Origin of the sequence: Bradyrhizobium sp. ERR14 (assembly GCF_014198235.1) — a bacterium.
Classification (GTDB): Bacteria; Pseudomonadota; Alphaproteobacteria; order Rhizobiales; family Xanthobacteraceae; genus Bradyrhizobium.
Genome location: NZ_JACIHD010000012.1, coordinates 13,543 through 31,681, shown reverse-complemented (window position 1 = coordinate 31,681; position 18,139 = coordinate 13,543). Strand labels below are relative to the sequence as shown.

Annotated in this window: 16 protein-coding genes; 4 read left to right on the top strand and 12 right to left on the bottom strand. The window is 58.1% G+C overall.

The genetic code is table 11. The features are described 5' to 3' along the window. Positions 1 to 305 precede the first annotated feature (305 nt). Positions 306 to 2,006 (top strand): outer membrane beta-barrel protein, encoded by a 1,701-nt coding sequence (locus tag GGD62_RS27550; protein WP_183711232.1) that lies wholly within the window; start codon positions 306 to 308, stop codon positions 2,004 to 2,006. 385 nt (positions 2,007 to 2,391) lie between these two features. Here the strand turns inward: GGD62_RS27550 and GGD62_RS27545 are convergent, their stop codons facing one another. From GGD62_RS27545 to GGD62_RS27520, 10 genes are all read right to left on the bottom strand, one after another. Then, positions 2,392 to 2,760 (bottom strand): hypothetical protein, encoded by a 369-nt coding sequence (locus GGD62_RS27545; RefSeq protein WP_183711230.1) that lies wholly within the window; start codon positions 2,758 to 2,760, stop codon positions 2,392 to 2,394. Positions 2,761 to 3,225: 465 nt separating this feature from the next. Beyond that, a complete protein-coding gene (locus tag GGD62_RS27540) occupies positions 3,226 to 3,432 on the bottom strand; it encodes a cold-shock protein (RefSeq protein WP_183711228.1) in 207 nt (68 codons plus the stop codon). Between the two features lie 216 nt (positions 3,433 to 3,648). Next, a complete protein-coding gene (locus GGD62_RS27535; RefSeq protein ID WP_183711226.1) occupies positions 3,649 to 3,942 on the bottom strand; it encodes a hypothetical protein in 294 nt (97 codons plus the stop codon). Positions 3,943 to 4,146: 204 nt separating this feature from the next. Then, entirely contained in the window at positions 4,147 to 4,710 is a 564-nt protein-coding gene (locus tag GGD62_RS40990; protein ID WP_283813332.1) for a prolyl oligopeptidase family serine peptidase, read from the bottom strand. Then, a complete protein-coding gene (locus GGD62_RS41560) occupies positions 4,652 to 5,104 on the bottom strand; it encodes a prolyl oligopeptidase family serine peptidase (protein ID WP_283813331.1) in 453 nt (150 codons plus the stop codon). Before GGD62_RS41560 ends, GGD62_RS40990 begins: the two co-directional genes overlap by 59 nt. A gap of 199 nt (positions 5,105 to 5,303) precedes the next feature. Then, positions 5,304 to 5,771: a hypothetical protein gene (locus GGD62_RS40985; protein WP_246800312.1), complete on the bottom strand. Its 468-nt coding sequence runs from the start codon at positions 5,769 to 5,771 to the stop codon at positions 5,304 to 5,306. A gap of 29 nt (positions 5,772 to 5,800) precedes the next feature. Beyond that, entirely contained in the window at positions 5,801 to 6,112 is a 312-nt protein-coding gene (locus GGD62_RS40980) for a hypothetical protein (protein ID WP_246800311.1), read from the bottom strand. A 1,152-nt stretch (positions 6,113 to 7,264) separates the two neighbouring features. Next, entirely contained in the window at positions 7,265 to 9,121 is a 1,857-nt protein-coding gene (locus tag GGD62_RS27525) for a trehalose-6-phosphate synthase (protein WP_246800310.1), read from the bottom strand. Between the two features lie 1,414 nt (positions 9,122 to 10,535). Then, entirely contained in the window at positions 10,536 to 10,727 is a 192-nt protein-coding gene (locus tag GGD62_RS41900) for a hypothetical protein (RefSeq protein ID WP_409333969.1), read from the bottom strand. Positions 10,728 to 10,947: 220 nt separating this feature from the next. Then, the gene (locus GGD62_RS27520) at positions 10,948 to 11,160 is read right to left on the bottom strand and encodes a response regulator transcription factor (RefSeq protein WP_018321443.1); all 213 of its coding nucleotides are present in this window, start codon (positions 11,158 to 11,160) and stop codon (positions 10,948 to 10,950) included. Between the two features lie 601 nt (positions 11,161 to 11,761). Between GGD62_RS27520 and aepX the strand changes: the two genes are divergently transcribed. Together aepX and GGD62_RS27510 are read left to right on the top strand one after the other, a co-directional pair. Further along, positions 11,762 to 12,619, top strand: a complete 858-nt coding sequence (aepX, locus tag GGD62_RS27515; protein WP_183711358.1) for a phosphoenolpyruvate mutase — start codon at positions 11,762 to 11,764, stop codon at positions 12,617 to 12,619. 314 nt (positions 12,620 to 12,933) lie between these two features. Continuing rightward, the gene (locus tag GGD62_RS27510) at positions 12,934 to 13,725 is read left to right on the top strand and encodes a phosphocholine cytidylyltransferase family protein (protein ID WP_183711356.1); all 792 of its coding nucleotides are present in this window, start codon (positions 12,934 to 12,936) and stop codon (positions 13,723 to 13,725) included. A 254-nt stretch (positions 13,726 to 13,979) separates the two neighbouring features. On the opposite strand, the gene phnF is transcribed toward GGD62_RS27510, so the two are convergent. Beyond that, positions 13,980 to 14,780 (bottom strand): phosphonate metabolism transcriptional regulator PhnF, encoded by an 801-nt coding sequence (gene phnF, locus GGD62_RS27505; RefSeq protein WP_183711224.1) that lies wholly within the window; start codon positions 14,778 to 14,780, stop codon positions 13,980 to 13,982. Between the two features lie 16 nt (positions 14,781 to 14,796). Continuing rightward, a complete protein-coding gene (locus GGD62_RS27500; RefSeq protein WP_183711222.1) occupies positions 14,797 to 16,296 on the bottom strand; it encodes an alkaline phosphatase family protein in 1,500 nt (499 codons plus the stop codon). Positions 16,297 to 16,487: 191 nt separating this feature from the next. On the opposite strand from GGD62_RS27500, the gene GGD62_RS27495 reads away from it, so the two are divergent. After that, complete coding sequence (locus GGD62_RS27495; protein ID WP_183711220.1) at positions 16,488 to 18,098, top strand: ABC transporter substrate-binding protein; 1,611 nt, start codon at positions 16,488 to 16,490, stop codon at positions 18,096 to 18,098. Positions 18,099 to 18,139 lie beyond the last annotated feature (41 nt).

The window sequence follows — 18,139 nt, the reverse complement described above, 5'->3', positions numbered from 1 at the left end:
TCTCAACGGACGGCAATTTTAACCAGGTCTGCTGCGACCGTGCCTCTCATCCGGACAGGTCGACTGTCAGCCTTGAGACCAATGTCGGGAAGTTGACGCGAGACACTCTTGGGAATTCTGCGAAATACACGAATTCAGTTCGGCACACGGTTTGCTTCATTCGGGAAATCATCACCAATCGTAGTGCGGTGATCTTCGGGACGGACCTGGCGAGCGCTATCGCGTGTTTGGTCTGTCTGACGATTTGTCGTGCGGCAATACTTGAGGAGGCGGGTCGTGAACCAGGAAGTGCAGGACAAACTTTGATGCGATCGAGAACTATTTTTTGTGGTGCGACAACAATTGCGCTCGTCGCAAGCAGCGCAGCCAAGCCGGCGGACCTTGAGCCACAACTTAAACTGCCACAGGCGGTCTGGAACTGGTCTGGAGGCTATATTGGGGGGCACGCCGGCGGTGGGTACGGCCGCACCTCCTTCAGCAATCCACACGGTCCATCAATCTATGGCGGCATCGTCGATACCCCGGCTTTCCTTGCAGGTGGCCAGATCGGTTACAACTGGCAGAACAACAGCTGGGTGTTTGGCATCGAGCTGGATGCGAGCGGTGCGGTCTCCGAGGGCACAAATACATGCCTCGCCGCTTCGGGCTTGGTTGTGAGTGCAAATTGCAAGGCAGGTCCGAGCCTCTTTGCCACCGGGACCGGTCGCGTCGGTTACGCCTTTGGCGCGCTCGGACACACGCTGGCCTATCTCAAGGCAGGCCTAGCCTGGCAAAACAATCGGGGCGATGTCGTCAACAACTTTGAAGGCCGCGGCTTGCCACAGGAGAAAACCCATTTCGACTATGGTCGGGTCGGTGGCATCATCGGGTTGGGCGTCGAGCAAGCCCTAGCGCCTGCATGGTCGGTGAACGTGGAATATGACTATCTGCATTTTGATGGGCCGAGTGTCGCGACGGCCTCGACAGTGCGGTTGCCTCCGTTTGCGATTCTGCCGGCGGACACAACGAGCCTGACCAGCAACTATCACATCGGAAAGATTGGCCTGAACTATCACTTTGGTGCGGACCCAAAGGCACAATGGTCCGGCGCACCGCTGTATGCGAAATCAGCCCGCAGCGTACGACCCATTTTCTACGCGCCCGGCTGGTCCTTCGAAGGCGGCTCGCGGCTCTGGCTGAGCCGGGGACGATTCCAGTGGGATCATAGCGCACTTCGGTATGGCTGGCCTGAAGACCCCAGCGTACTGGTATCGAGGCTCACTTATCATGGACTGGACGGACTTTCCGGGGAGTTATTCGGCCGTGTCGACAGCCCGTGGGGAGTGTTCCTGAAGAGCAATCTGGGTATCGGGGGCTTCAACAAAGGGAAGATGAACGATGAAGATTGGCTGCCACACAAGGGGCGGTCGTACCAGAACACCATTTCACGTCAGTCGAACGGAAGGTTCACATATTACACGGCCGACGTCGGTTACGATTTCCTGCGCGACACGAATTATACGATCGGGGGATTTCTAGGGTGGACGTACTACGGCCAGAGCTCGGACACGATCGGTTGTGTCGAGTTCGTTAATCCGCGGAATCGATGTCTTAAGCCGGGTGACAACAGGATCGTTGGCAGCGAGGATACGCAATGGAATGCGCCTCGAATCGGCTTGAGCGCCGAAACCATGCTGAGCGAGCGTTGGCGTCTGAACGCTGATGTCGCTTACCTGCCGTGGACCTATTTCATCGGGCGGGATAATCACCTCCTGCGCGACGAGACCACCTTCATTGAACAACGCGGCAGTGGTGGTGGCGGAGTCCAGATTGAGGGCGTGTTGTCCTACTTCCTCACCCAGAACATCAGCGTCGGGGTCGGAGGCCGCTATTGGGCCATGTGGACCAAAAAACGGGGCGACTCACTGTGCAGCAGCAGCGGCTGCATTGGTGATCCGTCCGTATTTGGGAAGTACAGCATGGAGCGCTGGGGTACGTTCTTCCAGGCCTCTTATAAGTTCGATTAAAAGGTCTACCAAACCAAGCCCCAGATTCCTCTCGACTCATCCGAAGCCGGCTCGTGAGTAAAGACATCGGCGCCAGAATTGTGCGCCGATGCCATTGGGTATGGCGTGACCATACCCAGCATCGAGCGTAAGAGTGGAAACCCGATCTTGATCAACAGCATGGGCACGCGAGCGCAACAGCGCCTGCGCTCGCCCCAAAGACCATCGCGTGCTGCGATACCTCACAGGCGCAGCACAGTGACAGCTGATCAAATCTGATTACGACCTCATCTAGCGACGATTGCGCGCACGCTTTCTCAGCTCGGAAAGACAATCATTCCGGGCCCATCAACAATCGCTGTCGATTTGATCGATGCCCTCTGAGAACAATAAAACTTTACCTGAGTTAAGTGCCGCGCGCGCTTCGCAGCCGGGGTGGCGGTCGAGGCGACTGCTGCGTCACGCCGTGCGTCGATTGGACCTGCCGTTCCAGCGTCGCCGCGGGCTCTGACGGCGACTGCGCAGGAATAAGCAATTTTGCAGCATCAGCGACTTCGCTGGCGAGAAATAGATGGTTGATCAGGGCCTCTCTTTGACCGGCGACGGCCTTTGCGGTCGCAGACAGGAATTGCCGCCCGTCTTGCGCAATTTCCCAGCCGAGAGCATCGCGAAGTTCAACCGAAAAGCTATTCAGATCTGGCGCGTGTACGGCCAACTGCTCCATGCGATCGGCCCAGTCATGGGCGGCCCGCGATTTGACCTCATCGCGCCTCATCAAACCAATCCGGCTTTGTTTACACGGGCCCTCGAAGGTTCACGCCATCAGCGTAGCAGAAATACGCCTGCAGCCGCAGCACAGCCGGCCAGTATGGTCGATAACGGACGAACCCGGTTTTGCGAGCACCTTCATGAACTACATGCATCACGCCTGGACAGGGGAGCACCAGCCGGCGGCGTGCACATGCCCGCATTTGGTCGCGAGCGTACGATTCGGACCGTTTGTGGCCCGCGGGCAGGAATATCTTGCCACGCTCACACTGCGACCGGGTTGCAACTCCTGTAACTCTGACGGCAGTGACCCGTCGACGGCCTCAGGAGACCAAGGCTGTCATGCGGCTTGTGAGACTCATGGCTGGAAGCGACGGTCGAAAGGCCGAACGCCCGGCGCGCCGTGACAAGGCATCGCCGGACAGGTACGAGAAACACGCTTTGAGAGAGCAGTTTCCGAAGACGAGTCGGATCAGCCAACTCGGAGATCCTCGGCGGACATCTTACCCGAACGCCCGGCCATGAGCTGATAACTTACCCGGGCCCCCTCTTCGAGAGTGGTGTAACCGGCCTTTTCGACGGCACTGATGTGCACGAAGACATCGGGACCTCCGTCCTCAGGACTGATGAACCCATAACCTTTGGTCGAGTTGAACCACTTCACAATACCCATTGCCACGGCGGCATCTCCATAGTGAACCGTTGTGATCTAGCGAAGAGTCTCCCGGCCATCAAGACGGTCGGCAAGAGACACCCAGCGTCGCTGCGCTGGTCACGTGCTCATACTTTTATCGCATGGTCTAGCTACGGCCGCATCCTGCAAGCGACGAAAATCCTGACGCCGACGACAGTTTCGTCTCAAGGCTTCAGCCCAGATGACGTTTTGACCTTCGCTTCACCCGTCGCGCGCCCCCGGCATACAGAAGAGTTGCGGCGCCTCGAACATGCCGCTCTCATCCAGAGCCGGCGGATGGCTTTCATTGACGTTGGACAACAGGGCGGCCTTGAACTCCTTTGCGCGGCCTGGAGTAGGATTACCGCGCATGCCTGCATTGAAGCGACCTGACATGCTTCTCAAGCACGAAGAGCTCGCAAGGTTACGCTTTGGCTGTTCATCTTTGATGTCAACCGCACGTCGCGCCCTGTCGAACGAACCGGTTCTGCCGAGACAATCCTCAAGGAAGCGCATTTGGCAAATTATCCGCTCGTCATGTTGTATTTGGGAAGACAGCAGACCCGCTTGGCAACGGAGCCTGTTCAAACCGGAAACTTGCCTGTGAGAAACTTCGCGCGCTGCCGGCGGCTCAACAGCCTCTTGCCTTGGGTTCGATGAATTCAGCTGAGCAACGTGAAGACGTTGAGATAACCAATGGTCCTCAGCCCGTCCCCTAACTTACTCAGAACAAAGCCGCCTCCATGCATAGGTGTATTCAAGGGCGAGTTTACGCGCATATTCCATGAGATTGGCCGCGGCACGGTGTCCCCCGTTGATGTTCTCGTAATAGAAGTAAGGCTGGCCCAGCGCGGCGAGCTTCGCGGCAGCCTTGCGGCCGTGCGCTGGATGTGCGCGGTCGTCCTTGGTGGAGGTAAGAATTAAGGGAACGGGATAGGTCTTGCCCGTCACCAGCTTCAGGCAGGGCGAGTAGCCTTCGATCCACGCACGCTGCTCAGCAATGGCGGGGTCACCGTACTCGCCGATCCAGGAGGCGCCCGCGCCCAGTTTGGTGTATCGAAGCATGTCAAGCAGCGGCGCATCGATGATCGCCGCGTTGAAGAGCTCGGGACGTTGGGTGATCGCGGCGCCAACGAGCAGGGCGCCCTGGCTGCCGCCAATCGCGCCCAGGCGGCGCGGACTTGTAAGCTTCCCGCGGATCAGGTCCTCCGCAACGGCAATGAAATCAATCCCATGACATCTGCTTCGTTGCCGCCTGGGCCGCTTGATGCCATTGTGGGCCAAACTCGCCGCCCCCGCGCAGGTTCGCAACGACATAGGCATTGCCCTGTTCGAGCCATAGCCGCCCCTCCAGTCCCAGATGAGAGGGCAGAAGCGGAACATGGAAGCCGCCATAGCGATGGAGAAGCATCGGGATCGTGCCGTCAAACCTTGCGTTCTTGGGCCGCACCAGAAAATAGGGAATTGACGTGCCATCACGCGAAGTGGCTTCGAGCTGCTCCACGACATGATTGGACGCATCGAAGGCAGACGGTGTCTTCTTCAATTCCTCCATCCTTTTGCTTCCGGCATCAAAATACCAGACGGAGGTTGGTCTGAGATAGCTCGAGACCGTGAATATGACCCGGTCCGGTTCATCGTAGGTGGCTGACAGGCTGACATTTGTATGTTCCGGCATCGGGATCGGCGTCGCCGACCAAGCTCCCTGATCGTACTTATAATCAAACGCTCTACTCTGAACGTCTCAAGGATCGTCAGGATCAACAAGTTCCTTGTGCCAGTGAACTCGAGCAGGGCCTGGCGGGGCCCAGGTTGGAAGACAAGCGAGGCTTTGGCGCGCCGCGGATCCTGCTTCCATTCGTCGAGGTCATACGAGATCATCGAGCCGGCCTGAAGCGGATGTCCTCGGACGGCGTCCAGTCCTCCTCAAGTTTCACAAGCAGGCGGCCGCATGCGAGCGTGGCGATCTCGGCCTTCTTCGGCAGATTAAGTTTGACGGGCCGATCGGGGCGGAAGACCACATACTCGGACTCCAAAGAGCTGATCATGCGGGCCGCGCCGATCGCAGGAACATGACCCTCGCTGTCACGAAGCACGAAGGACAGCGTCTGAGCGCCGGTGGGCTCGCCACGAAAGATCTCGCGAGCCTCACTGAGCGGCTGAGCGCGTTTGAGCTCCTTCACCACAAATGGGGAGCCGGCTTGCGTCAAAGTCCCCTCACCCCAGTCCCGTGCAACAAGGAGTGTGTCACCATCGACCCAGCCGACGTCCTGCTTGCCCTCGGGGAGATAAAAGCCCTCCGCAACGAAGGTCTTGGCGTCCCGGTCGAACTCTCGTATGGACACGGCATCCTTGCCGCCATCGGAAAGACTAATCAGGCAGAGGCGCTCTTCAGGCGGAAGGCATCTTGCAAGACCCAATTTCTGTTCTCGGCGGCAGCCAAGGCGTCCAAGTCGAGAATGGTTTCCCACTTTGGGTCTTGGCTACGATCGCTCTCACCGGTGGAGCGCCGCCAGACGCCGCGCACCTGGTTCTCGTCTTGCCGGGCATGCTCCAAACCGTGCCCTTCCAATGGAATAACCGGGGCCTGCAGGATGGAGAGCGCCTGTTCGTAGAACTGCTGATAGCGAGGATCTGACTGGAGCACCCCGAGCGTCTTCTCGTTCTCGGCGCGAACCCAAGCCAATGCGCCTGGCCCTTCGATCTCCTCGAGCCAAGGAATGTGTCATCAGTCACCGCCGCATCCGTTCGCTCCTGTGAAATGGCCGTAGAGGTGAAGCAGGCAATCGAAAGCAACGTGGCGGAGAGGAGTGATTCCTTCATGGAGCTGCTCCGGCTGAGGTCGAGCGGCCACGCTCGCGGGCCCTCGCGCGTCAAGCATAAGCGGCGGAAAGCACGCTGGCGCGTGACACAGCGCCGCTTGCGCTATGTTGCGGGCCATTCGATGCAAGCTGCGTGCGGGCTAAAGAGCCACAAGTTTCAACCGCTTCGGCTGCAGCACGATGTCCGCTTCCCAGCACTGGTTGCCAAGCGGACACCGACAACGTGTCGGCCGGACAATCCGTCAGACGGCACCGGTCTCTTCGGTTTCAGCGGCCAAGAACGGATGCCCCCGCCTGTGTAGATCCCTTCGAGCGGGTTCATTTGGCAGACTTGTCGACGGGGTCATCATGACAAAGAGCAGCGCCTTTCCCAGGGGATTGCACTCAAGACGATGAGGGCTGAAGCAAGGACTACGACTCTTAGTGGCAACGTGTCTTGAGGTCGAGGCTGTAACCAAACGGGTTCAAGCGCCGGGTCCGGTTCTATCTTTCGATAAGATGACGAAACGAAGCTGTCATCAGCAGTTCTTTTGGTCGCTAGGGTCAGGCTCAAACAATGCTGACCCTACCGGCGGCAACGGGCGCACGAGCCCGTGGTCCTTCATTCGTGCCACGCTAAGGACGAAGGGGGCGCGATGTAGATCGAGAATGCCCGCTGCTGGCGGAGCAGCTTGGCAGGCGCGAGGCGAGTGCGAGCCACTCTGTGCTAACGGTGCTTGCGGGCCTGCATTGCAACGGGCAGCCTTTCCGGCGCGGAACGACCAAAAGCTCGCTGATGCGGACGCCACTTGCATAAGCATCGTTTACGGGTTCGGAACAACGCGTTGGCTGCACACCGCCCGTTCCATTATGGATCACTCGCGTGATACCTTGATGCAGCTCGTTCAACATTCCCGGTCATCACCCAGGCTTGCGCAACCTGCAAGAGCCGCGTCAACGCTAAAGATCTGTATCGTTCCTCTGTGCCGCTGCAGAACAGCGTCATCTGCCGTGCTCTGCTCCTCGCCTGCTCAATCCTACCCGACACCGGGCTCTTGTTCGGGACGACCGCTGAGCGAAGCTGTGGCTATCGGCAGCTCCCAGAGTCTGCCCTGTGTGTGCATCAGTCGGGCCTCTAGCGCTTCATAGGCCTTCTTCTCGTCTGCACCGGCAGCCTCTTTCAGGGCGACATCCGCGGGGTCGATCTCGTTATAGGTGGCCAGCGCCTCGGCATGGTTCCGGTACAGCGGCATCAGAGCCTCGTTGGTCCAGCCGCGACCGAGAATAAGGCACTGATCAGCCGGAACGGTGACACGGCTTTTGTCCAGCTCCCGCACGTAGTCTGCCGACCAGTCGTGGATGGTATAGGATTCAATCTTGTCCATCATCGACCGCCAGCGCTTGACACGCTCCTCACGCGGCATGTTGGCCGCTCTTGAAATGGCGTCTGCGATTTCTTCGGGATGGTTCGGATCCACCAGCAGCGCCTCGTCCGCATTGAAGTCTTCAGCCGCCCCAGCAAACTTCGATAATACCAGAACGCCCGGATCCTTCGGATCCTGGGCAGCAACATATTCTTTCGCTACCAGATTCATGCCGTCCCGGAGCGGCGTGACGACGCCTACATGTGCCGCCCGGTAAAGACGCGCGAGTGCAGCCTGGCTGAACGGGTCATTGGTGTAGTGGATCGGCCTCCACTCGTCTGTGCCATGCTCGGCATTGACGTGGTTGATCGCATTCTCCACGTCCTCCTTGTAATTCTGATACTCTTCGACGTCGGTGCGTGAGGACGGCGCGATCTGCAACAGCGAGATGCTGCCCGGCTCGGCCGCTAGGAGCTGGTTAAACCCTTCGACCCGTTTGTCGATGCCCTTCGTGTAGTCGAGCCGGTCTACGCCGATCGCAAACTTGGCGCCCTCGAAGTTTCGCAATAATGACGAGATTTTTTCCTGCTCTGCGGGCGCGAGCTCTGCTGCAAGATACTCTGCGAACTGCTTGGGATCGATACCGATTGGGAACTTTTGAAGTCGGGTCTGGCCACGTTCCGTGGTCACAACGCCATCCTTGCTCTCCAGCCCGAAATGGGTTCGCAGGCAGGCCAGGAAATTGTTTAGATCCCGGTTCGTCTGAAAGCCGAGCAGATCGTACTTCAGCATCGATTTCATTAGTTCGCAATGGTTGGGTACGCACTCTATCATGTCGGGCGCAGGCCATGGCGTATGGAGGAAAAAGCCGGTTGGCCGCTCAATGCCGAGGTCACGCAGATCAGCCCCAAGCGGGAGCAGATGATAATCATGCACCCAGAAAGCGTCGCGATCTCGTACGTCGAAAGCCGCGCGCGCGATGAAGTCGTTGATCCTTCGATAGCTGCCATAATCCGCTTCCGAGCCCGACATCCGGTCCGGCAGGGAATGCAATGCTGGCCACAGCGTTGAATTCGAATAACCTCGATAGTAGCCAGGATGGTCTGCGGCGGGCAGATCGAGCCTGGCGACGTGGCCCGCACCAGTTGGCACCAGTGGCAGGGGCCGCTCGATGCCATCGCCGCGGGTCTCCGAAGAGCCTATCCAAACCGCGCCGGAACGTTCCACCACCGGTTCGAGCGCCGCGGCGAGCCCGCCGGTCTGGGGTTTATTGGGGTCGAAGGGTGCAATGCGGTTCGAAATGACGACAAGCTTCAAATCGGGTTGCTGGTTGACGGCATCATCGCGATCCTCCACCTCGTCCGATACACTAGGATCGGAAGGACCTGCACTAGCTTGTTGCTCATGCGGTCTCTCGTTCAGGTGCTGGTCAAAGTCCGCCTGGCCTATGGTTTCATCTTGCCCAGTGGCCGCTGATGTGCTGCCGGAGTCTAAGGTTGGCGTATCGAGCGCATCTTGGATTCGAACCATCTCGCAACTCCGTTTGACGATGTTTACGTTTGGTGCAGTCGCAGATCAGCCCCGAGATATCTCCACTTCCCCAGGATGATAGGTCTAGCTTTCGGAAAGCTGACCGGCCTAGCAAAATGGTGGGATTGCTGCATCCATCCAGGACTTCGAGGCGGTCATGGCGGAGGAGATGTCGGATTAAGGCAAGACGACGTTTGGCTTCATCGACTTGATGAGTACACGCCGAGCGTTGTTGCCATAGACGGCGACGCACAATGGGCCTCGACGCTAGGAAGACTCGGGCGCTGTGGCGAGGTCACCGTCATGATCGGCACCATTAGAATGGCGTCAGCGCGCATTGACGAGTCTATGGAGTGGTCAGTCCTCTGGATGTCGCAGATCTTGTTCGCCAACATCGGCCGCCCGCTCCGGCCTTCCGACGTTACGATATAGACGGCCATCATAGGGATCCTGGCGCGGTCCGCCCCCGGCGCATTAGCGCGCATCCGAATACAAGGTAGTAACCTGCAGAGACGCTTCTTCTATCAAACTGCCGCGGCTCACAGCCTTCGCTCTATCAGGTTGTCGCCCTGCGCGGTGATACGGTCCGCTTCCATGACATGCCCCTGTTCATACCGTCAGGAGGATACCTCCGATATGGTCGGCGCAATGCTCTGCCGGCCGCGCTAACAATGCGGCGCCGTGGTGCGCCCTCGCCAGCGGGCGAGTAGCTGGCTGGCCTCAATCAAGATCCCGTTTCCGCAACGAATTTATCACGCGGCACGGCTCGATTGCGCCTCGGCTTCGCTTTGGCTCACATCTTTGTCGAATAACGAAGGCCCGGACCTCTCATCCGAAAGGCCGACTTTGCGGCTTCGCTCCTTGCCCGCCGCAGAGGCCCGGCGGCAAGGCCCCTCATCCCTACTTTGATAGTGCTATGCGACAACCCCATCAAGTTTGGCCTTTGTCACGGAAGATTTCGTCGTATATTTCACCCTCGAGGATTTCCTGCGCGGAGTGGTCATCTCGCGACGAAATATGTCTCCCGCTGGGAGGTGGTTATGCAGTACGACCGGATACGCCTGTTCCATCCGGCACGCGTTTCATTCAGCCAGCATAGCGCACAACTCAACGAACTGGTCGGTTTCATCTGCATTGGGCTATCTTGAGGTGGAATGCGTTCGCGGGCCTAACGCCATCTCATTCGCAGCGATACTCAGAGACACCCGCATCGCGACGTCCGCCGCAAACATATTCAGCTCATGGCTCGAATCCGCTAGACCATCGAAGAACGCACCCTTCGCATTGGTGTTCCGGAAAAACGCAGTTCATTGAGCTAGCTAAGCTTCGTGAGGATCGCCCGAACATGGTTGAGCACGCAGAGCGCTAGAGTATCGTGCAACGTCCACCAGCAGCTGCGCTTTTGGAAATCCGTTTACGGACTATTATTGCCGCCTTCCTGCCCGGCCCACACCGTGTACGCCGCTGATACCACGACTTCAGCACCAAAGCCGCTACGATCACCACACATCAATTTGCGACACGTGTACAACCGCCGCGTCCGCAGCAGGGGGACGGGACGACCACAACGTTGACATTGGGATCCGACGGGCCATCGAGCTTTCAACAGCGTTGTGCGCCGATGATCTCACCTCGCCCAGTGGTCCGCGGCGCCCCGCAGTGCCGATATGCGACGAAATCGAAGCACCTCCTTGTTCATAGTAACAGCGGCTGTATTATGGCTATACAGCTGCGGACGCGTAATTTGTTCGCATTCCGCCGGAGCACCCCACAGTCGCCCCTTACATTTCGCTAAATCTGCATCAGCGGCAACGGAACCGCGGCCGTTACTCAATAAGACGCAGACGCCGCGCCTTGACGACGCACTGGGTACGGCTGGTCGTTTCTAGCTTTCGCATCGCATTCTTGACGTGAAAGTTGACGGTGTTCTCGCTCACTTTCAGGATGACTCCGATGGCCCAGGATGACTTCCCCTCCTCGACCCATCGCAAGCACTGTCTTTCACGTTCCGACAGCACAACCTCTTGAACATCCGCCATGATTTTCTCCTGGAGTCGAGGAGAGGCATCAGCAAATGCCATACCACTCACTGGCGCCCGTAAACTATCAGCGAAGCAGGACAAGTTCTTCGGCGATTTCCGCTCCATTCGCGCGAGGCTGCCGTCCTACTGCAGCCCTATCGACGGGGCTTTCGACATTGTCGTGAATCCGACAGCAGCATTACGACAATCGTGGCTCGATATTTGCGTCGAAATCTATGTGAGCCGGATATCACCGTTTCACCAAGCACTCCTCCTCCGCCAAGGAGTGGGCGGATTCTCTCTGGGGGCCGTAGCGCCTGGCTCGCGGACCAAGGTCAGTCATCTGCATCCAAAGCCCTTTTTTTCCTGCCTTTGGGAACGACGCTAAAAAATCATAGCGAAAGCTTTACGTTCGGCGCGAAACATATGGCGATCATGCAAGCCTTTGCGTCCCAATAAACTACCAATGCTGGTCATTGATCGGCATCACGCCGAAGCGATATGAGCAGTGACGTTGGCGCCAATCGAGGACGGCTTCCAGGATTTAGGCATGCAGCATCAACCACAAGCCGTTCGGCCTACCGCAGGTCGTCAATGCGCACAGCAGTCGCCAGTCGAAATGCTTCGCGCCCAGGTCAGCTCGAATGCTGAGCTCTCGTTTCTGATGGAAGCGCATGATGGCCTGTCCGCCACAATCGCCCAGCGCTCGGGATTTAAGGGGCTCTGGGCGTCGGGCCTGTCGATTGCCAGCTCGCTGGGCTACCGTGATGCCAATGAAGCTTCATGGACCCAGCTCGTCCAGAGCGTCGAACGCATAGTGGACTCAACCGAGCTACCTGTGCTCGTTGACGGTGACGGCGGCTTCGGCAATTTCAACAATGCTCGCCTCCTCGCACGCAAACTTCATCAGGCTGGCGCGGCGGGCGTCTCGCTTGAGGACAGCTGCTTTCCGAAGCTGAACTCGCTCATTGGTGAACGGCATCCGCTCGCCGCTATCGATGAATTCTCCGGTCGTCTGCGGGCTGTAAAGGATGCAGTCGCCGACAATCTTGTTCTCGTGGCCAGGATCGAAGCGCTGATCGCCGGGCACGGATTGAACGAAGCTATCTTGCGTGCTCACGCTTATGCCGACGCGGGAGCCGATGCAATCTTGATTCACTCGCGAAAGAGTACCGCGGACGAGATGCTTTCGTTCGTCACCGAGTGGCGGAACCGGCTCCCTGTCGTCATTGTCCCGACGACGTACTTTCGAACGCCAGTCTCTGCCTATCGCGATGCGCGCATCTCCACAGTCGTCTGGGCCAATCACTCCATGCGAGCTGCGGCAGCTGCAATGCGGCGAATCTGCGACAGCATCGCAGCTCAAGAGAGCGTTGCGAGCATTGAATCTCATATCGCGCCGCTAAGTGAGATATTCGAGCTCCTGAGGTATGACGAACTCGCCGTGGCCGAAAAGCAGTATCTCCAGCCCAGCTAGTCCATGTCAGCGGCTTGGCACCTAGAGCTTCCTTTCCTCAAAACCGCCCAATGCGCCCCCCTGGCCTCTCGTCCGTCTCGCTCCAGTGTCACCCAGCAAGGCCGCGACCTAACATCCTGGACAGCTCCGGACATGGCTAAACATCTGTTCCTGCCGCTTAAGGAAGCTCACACAGCAGGTGCATGCGTTGATGACAATTCACACATACCCGCTTCAATGTCTGGGGTGGTCGGACAAGTCTGCGGCACGTAACTCCGAACACAGGTGTTCGCGATGCTTGCGGAGCGACACTCGGGATGAAGAAGGCCAATGAAATGCCTCTGAATGCTCCCAAGCATGCTCTCATTCTCGCCGCTGGAGTGGGCTCTCGACTGCGGCCGCTAACGGATCTAAACCCGAAACCTCTCGTCCAAATCCATGGCACTCCCATCCTGCACAACGCGCTACATAATCTTGGGCGTGCCGGCGTGGAACAGGTGACGATTGTTGTCGGGTATCGCAAAGAGGCGATCCAAGACGCCTGCGGCAGCCGCTTTGGCAGTGTTGCAATCAAATACGTCGAATCCCCCGTTTACGACCGTACCGGGAGCGCCTATTCGCTCTGGCTGGCGCGTGACGCGCTCGTTTCCGGGGGCCACTTTCTTCTTGAGGGCGACGTCTTCTTCGAGGAAAATGTATTGCGGCAGCTGCTCATCAGTGAAGAGCCCGACGCGGCTGCTGTCGCTCCCTTCGATGATCTGATGCAGGGATCAGCGGTCCTGTTGTCCGATCTTGGCTTCATTTCAGAATTTCGTTTGAAACAAACAGCGAGAAATCTCATCGCGGAAGGCCCTCCCCTTTACAAGACGATGAATCTATTGCGGCTGTCCGCGTCTACTCTGCGGACAGAGGTTATTCCGGCCCTAGATGATATGATCAGGGCCGGAGCTACCAAGGCCTACACCGAGGAGCTTCTTTCCTATCTCGTGGAAACACGAGGACTGCAGCTTGCTGCGGTGAGATGCGATGATCTCAGATGGTACGAGATCGATGACGCGGAAGATCTGCGTATCGCTGAGCGCATCTTCGCAGAAGCCGATACCTTTGGTACAACCGCCCAGGGCTGAAGTTTACGACGGTCACGGAAAGTTTTCCCTCACGCCTGTTCAGAGCATTCGCGGCTGGCTCTGATGCCGGCCGCGTAACAAGGCCTAGTACCCGCAAACTCGACTGGGACCGCAACCAACGCGGCCGGCTATTGCCTCAGCAGAACGGGACCGGTTTGTCGCGGCATGCAGTGTGAAACACACATCTCAAGCGAGCGCGGTAACGAAACAGTTGTTTGGCCGGCGGCCGCCGTGACCACCTTGATGCGCGGTACCTAGACCTTGAAGGAAGCAGATGACTTCGATTTGCTCGCGCGCGCTTTTCCGGATCGAGGCTTTCCTGCAAGCGATTGCTCCGCGGAACTTATCTCTTTGAAGTCGAACCTGAAGCTGATTCTTGGTGCGCAAAGTACATTCTCGCCAAATTTGATTGGAATACGTCCGGAGCAATCAAGGCTCTCTTTGACGAAGACCGGCGCCGAAGTGGACATTTCAAGCAGGCGCGCCTCCTTGGCGGAGGGCAGACGCGCACTTATCGTCACCCATTGCTGCGAGTAGTCGTCAATTCCGATGCGCCTGAGAGCTGTCGAGATCGAGTTGGCGCCAGAGAATTTATCCAGCAGTCCAGGGGTGCGTTTCGCCGGAAAGTAGCTATGCGCAATGACGATTGGGATGTCGTCCTGATAACTCAGCGTGTCGATGCGCAGCACGTCGTCACGGGCCTGCAAGTCGAGGTAGCCGGCGAGCCGCTCGTCTGCCGGTATGGTTGCAGCAGACAGGATCTTGCGACGTGCCAATCTGCCTTGCGAGATCAGATTATCGGTCAGCCGAGTTTGAGCGGAGAGAAGATAGGGTGTTGGATGTTCGACAACGAAGGTGCCTCTCCCCTGCTCGACACGAAGCAATCCTTCCTGCTCAAGTGCCCGAATGGCGTATCTTACGGTGTGCCGGTTGACACCATATTCGAGAGCAAGCTCCACGTCGTTCGGAAGTTTTTCGCCTGGCCGAAATCGGCTCGAGGCAATAGCTTCTTCGATGTTCGACCGAACAAACTCCCAGCGCTTTCCTTGATACATATGTCAAATGGTCCCCTCAGGCTTTCGACTGGATCGGATTAGCGTCAGGTTTAGCATTCTTGGGTTCCACCAGCGGGGTTACGGCCGCTCCTCTCAGATAAAGACGTTGTCTGTAAAGCTCCCGGAAGACAGTTGCCCGGCGCGCTGAAGAGGCAATTGAGACGCTCGCATCTTCGACATCATACTGACCTGAGTCCTCGCGATCTTGCAAAGCTTCATCGATGATACGGCCGTGCACGGTCGACGGTAGCGGCAGCCCCAAGCTGGAAAGGATCGTCGGTACCAGATCAACGATACTGGTTGGGGCAGCAACAACTCCGCTTCTAAAGGCATTGCCAGCAAGGATGCATAATGAAGACAGCTCCTGCGCCGAAAGCCCTCCGTGCATGCCAACGCCGATCGGATAGGTCCCGTCGTAGTACACGGCATCGGGCGAAGCGATCCGATTGGCCGCGCGGCAATCGGCGAGAACAAACGACAGATCCGCGCTTCGTTGGTGTTCGGCCATGACAGCAGAAAGCGGGAGGGTGTTGGCGATGAGCGGAGCGCCTTCGGAAGCCTTACGTGAGAAAGCCACGCCAAACCATGGCTCCTCGGACAGGCACTGATACATCTCTGTCAGAAGATCACCCTCTCTGTCCCGGGCCCAAATGTTGACAACCCGTTGAGCGGTGATTGCGGCGTCTACCTCGGGCGTGAGCTCGTATCCGACCTTGAATCCCGACCGCTGCAAGTGTTTCAATACGGAGACCTTTTCTCCGATGATGGCGTGTCCATGATCGGATGCAGCAATAAGCTGTACTCCTTCCCGCTCTCCTTTCTCGCTCCACCAAGCGAAAATGCGCCCGAATTGCCGATCGACCTCATGGAGCACCTCACGGGCCGTAGGATGCCGAAGTCCGAACATGTGATATGTAATGTCCGGCTCCGAAAGCCATAGGAGGCTGACCTCCGGAGGTGCTTCTTTCTTCAGAAACGAAAAGAATAGATCGACGACACGCTCAATGGTAGCACGCGCCGGCTGCTCGTCGGGAGGGAGCATCGGAAACGACGGCGCAATCCGGCGAACGATCCCATTGCCACTGAACTTTGATGGGTCATGAACCCAGAACGCCGGCGCACCTGTCTGCCAACTCCCCCAGCTCGAAAGTCCAAACGAGCCTTGCGACTGAGATCCGATCGACAGCATCGCCCTTCCATGAGCCGCCAAAACTTCGCCGATCGTCGTGGCGGTGAGGACGCCGCCGCGTTCGCCGCCGAGCGTCAGGAGCGCCGAGAGCGAAGATCCGTCGATCGACCGACCGTTTGCTAAAAAGCGGTTGCCGATGATTCCATGCGCCGAGCTATGTCCGCCCGTGGCCAGCGCGGCCGACGAAACCCGCGTCTCACTGGGAAAGGATGAGGTATGGCGGGCCAGTCGAAGCCCGATTTTGGACAGCTCGACGAGATTCGGCGTGACTGCCTGGTGTAGCTGGTCAGGGCGGAGGCCATCCAGCACGACAATTACAAATTTCATTCGGGCACCTTCCAGCTCCGATTCCCGGGGCTCAACCTACGAGGGTGGCGGCCCCCTGTCGAGAGCTACCTAGGCACCTAGGCCTGTCATGATGGTGTCACATGGTGTGAATTATATCTCGCACTACGCGAACCGCCCTCAGAAAACATTGTGCGAGTCCGGCCGGCCCGAGCGCGAGTACGCGAAGCTGCATGGTCCAGAAGCTCCGCATTCTCGATAAGTATATCCAACTAAAGGGATCTGTGATGAATACCTGTAGCCGACGCGAGGTTCTCAGATTGGTCGGTGGGCTCTGCTTGCTTCCATCGACCTCTGTCTTTGCCCAAGACGCTGGCCGAACCTCACTGCGGATTGCAATGCAGGACCTGCGGACCGAGCTCGATCCGCTCCATCCCCGTGCTACGGCGCTCGTGAGCTTCCGGGTGCTCGAGAGTATCTACGACAAGCTCTTCGCAATCGACTATCAACGGGGCGGGCAGCTTCGGCCGATGTTGGCCGAAAGCATCGAGACTCTCGACAGCACCACGTATCGCGTGTCTCTCCGGAAAGAGGTTCGATTCCACGATGGTGAAGAATTAACCGCAGAGGACGTCGCATTCACCTTCGGTGCGGAGCGTATGCTGGCAAAGGACAGTCCAGGTTTTGGCGTTGGCCAGATCAGCTTCCCGTCGATGAGCGCGGTGCGGGCAACCGGTCGACATACTGTCGAGTTTAGCACCAAGGTGCCCGACCCTGTTTTTGTCAAACGCCTGACCTCATATGGGGCTGGCATCGTCTCAAAGGCGGCCTTTCTGAAGGCGGCAACATTCGATCAATGGGCTAGGGCTCCCATAGCGGCGGGGCCATACCGGGTCGTTGAGGCCGTCGAAAACCGTTACATCCGCCTCGAGGCGCACGAGGGGTACTGGGGTGGGACGCCGCCGCTGAAGGGGATCGAGTTTCGGATGGTGCGGGAGCCGGCGGCACGCGTCGCGGGCCTTCGGGCTGGCGACTTCGATATCATCACAACCGTAGCGCCGGATCAGTTCGATATCCTCGCTGCGGACAAGCGTTTGGACGTGGTTGGAGGCGACACGATGTCCTTCCGCACGCTAGTCTATGATTCGACCACCAACGAGGTGCTGCGGAATCCGAGCATCAGGCGCGCCATGAATCTGGCGATCGACAGGCAAACCATTGCCAACAGTATTTGGCGCAAGCGCATAAGTGTGCCGTCTTCCCATCAACACCCTGCTTACGGTGATCTCTACAATCCTGACCGGCCAATCCCGCGGTACAATCCGGAAGAGGCGAAGCGGCTCCTTGCCGAAGCCGGTTATAATGGGGCAGCAATTCCCTTCAAAACGGTCGGCAATTATTACACGGCCGAGCTGATCGAAACTCAAGCCATCGCGGCAATGTGGAGGGCTGTCGGCCTGAACGTCGATATCCAAATGAAAGAGAATTGGTCCCAAGTCGAAGACCGCCTGGGCCGCGGTGTGAACAACTCGTCTGATGGGACATACTACCCCGACCCCACAGCATCGTTCGTCTCGCGCTGGGGGTCCCAAAGCAATTTTCAGAGGGGTGGGTATTGGCGGAACGACAGATTCAACGTGCTGGAGAAGACCTTGCTGACCGCGCAGGACGCCGTCGAAAGGCGAGTCGCGTATCAAGAGATGCTCGACATATTCGACGAGATTGATCCACCAGGAACGGTGCTGCATTCGCTTGGCGAGTTCTTCGGAAAGCGCGCCAACATCAAGTGGACACCGACGCAAACCGGTCTGATGGATTTTCGGCTAGGCGCAATCAGCGCCTAGCTGAGAACGCCTTGGGGCTAGACGCAGAAGACTTTTGTCTG

What these genes read in the sequence shown, in the direction of transcription:
- GGD62_RS27535 (WP_183711226.1), bottom strand. Translation starts at nt 3,942, where the DNA reads ATGCGCTTCCTTGAGGATTGTCTCGGCAGAACCGGTTCGTTCGACAGG.
- GGD62_RS27550 (WP_183711232.1), top strand. Translation starts at nt 306, where the DNA reads ATGCGATCGAGAACTATTTTTTGTGGTGCGACAACAATTGCGCTCGTC.
- GGD62_RS27545 (WP_183711230.1), bottom strand. Translation starts at nt 2,760, where the DNA reads ATGAGGCGCGATGAGGTCAAATCGCGGGCCGCCCATGACTGGGCCGAT.
- GGD62_RS27500 (WP_183711222.1), bottom strand. Translation starts at nt 16,296, where the DNA reads ATGAAATTTGTAATTGTCGTGCTGGATGGCCTCCGCCCTGACCAGCTA.
- phnF (WP_183711224.1), bottom strand. Translation starts at nt 14,780, where the DNA reads ATGTATCAAGGAAAGCGCTGGGAGTTTGTTCGGTCGAACATCGAAGAA.
- GGD62_RS27525 (WP_246800310.1), bottom strand. Translation starts at nt 9,121, where the DNA reads ATGGTTCGAATCCAAGATGCGCTCGATACGCCAACCTTAGACTCCGGC.
- GGD62_RS27510 (WP_183711356.1), top strand. Translation starts at nt 12,934, where the DNA reads ATGCCTCTGAATGCTCCCAAGCATGCTCTCATTCTCGCCGCTGGAGTG.
- GGD62_RS41560 (WP_283813331.1), bottom strand. Translation starts at nt 5,104, where the DNA reads ATGCCGGAACATACAAATGTCAGCCTGTCAGCCACCTACGATGAACCG.
- GGD62_RS27495 (WP_183711220.1), top strand. Translation starts at nt 16,488, where the DNA reads ATGGTCCAGAAGCTCCGCATTCTCGATAAGTATATCCAACTAAAGGGA.
- GGD62_RS27520 (WP_018321443.1), bottom strand. Translation starts at nt 11,160, where the DNA reads ATGGCGGATGTTCAAGAGGTTGTGCTGTCGGAACGTGAAAGACAGTGC.
- aepX (WP_183711358.1), top strand. Translation starts at nt 11,762, where the DNA reads ATGCTTCGCGCCCAGGTCAGCTCGAATGCTGAGCTCTCGTTTCTGATG.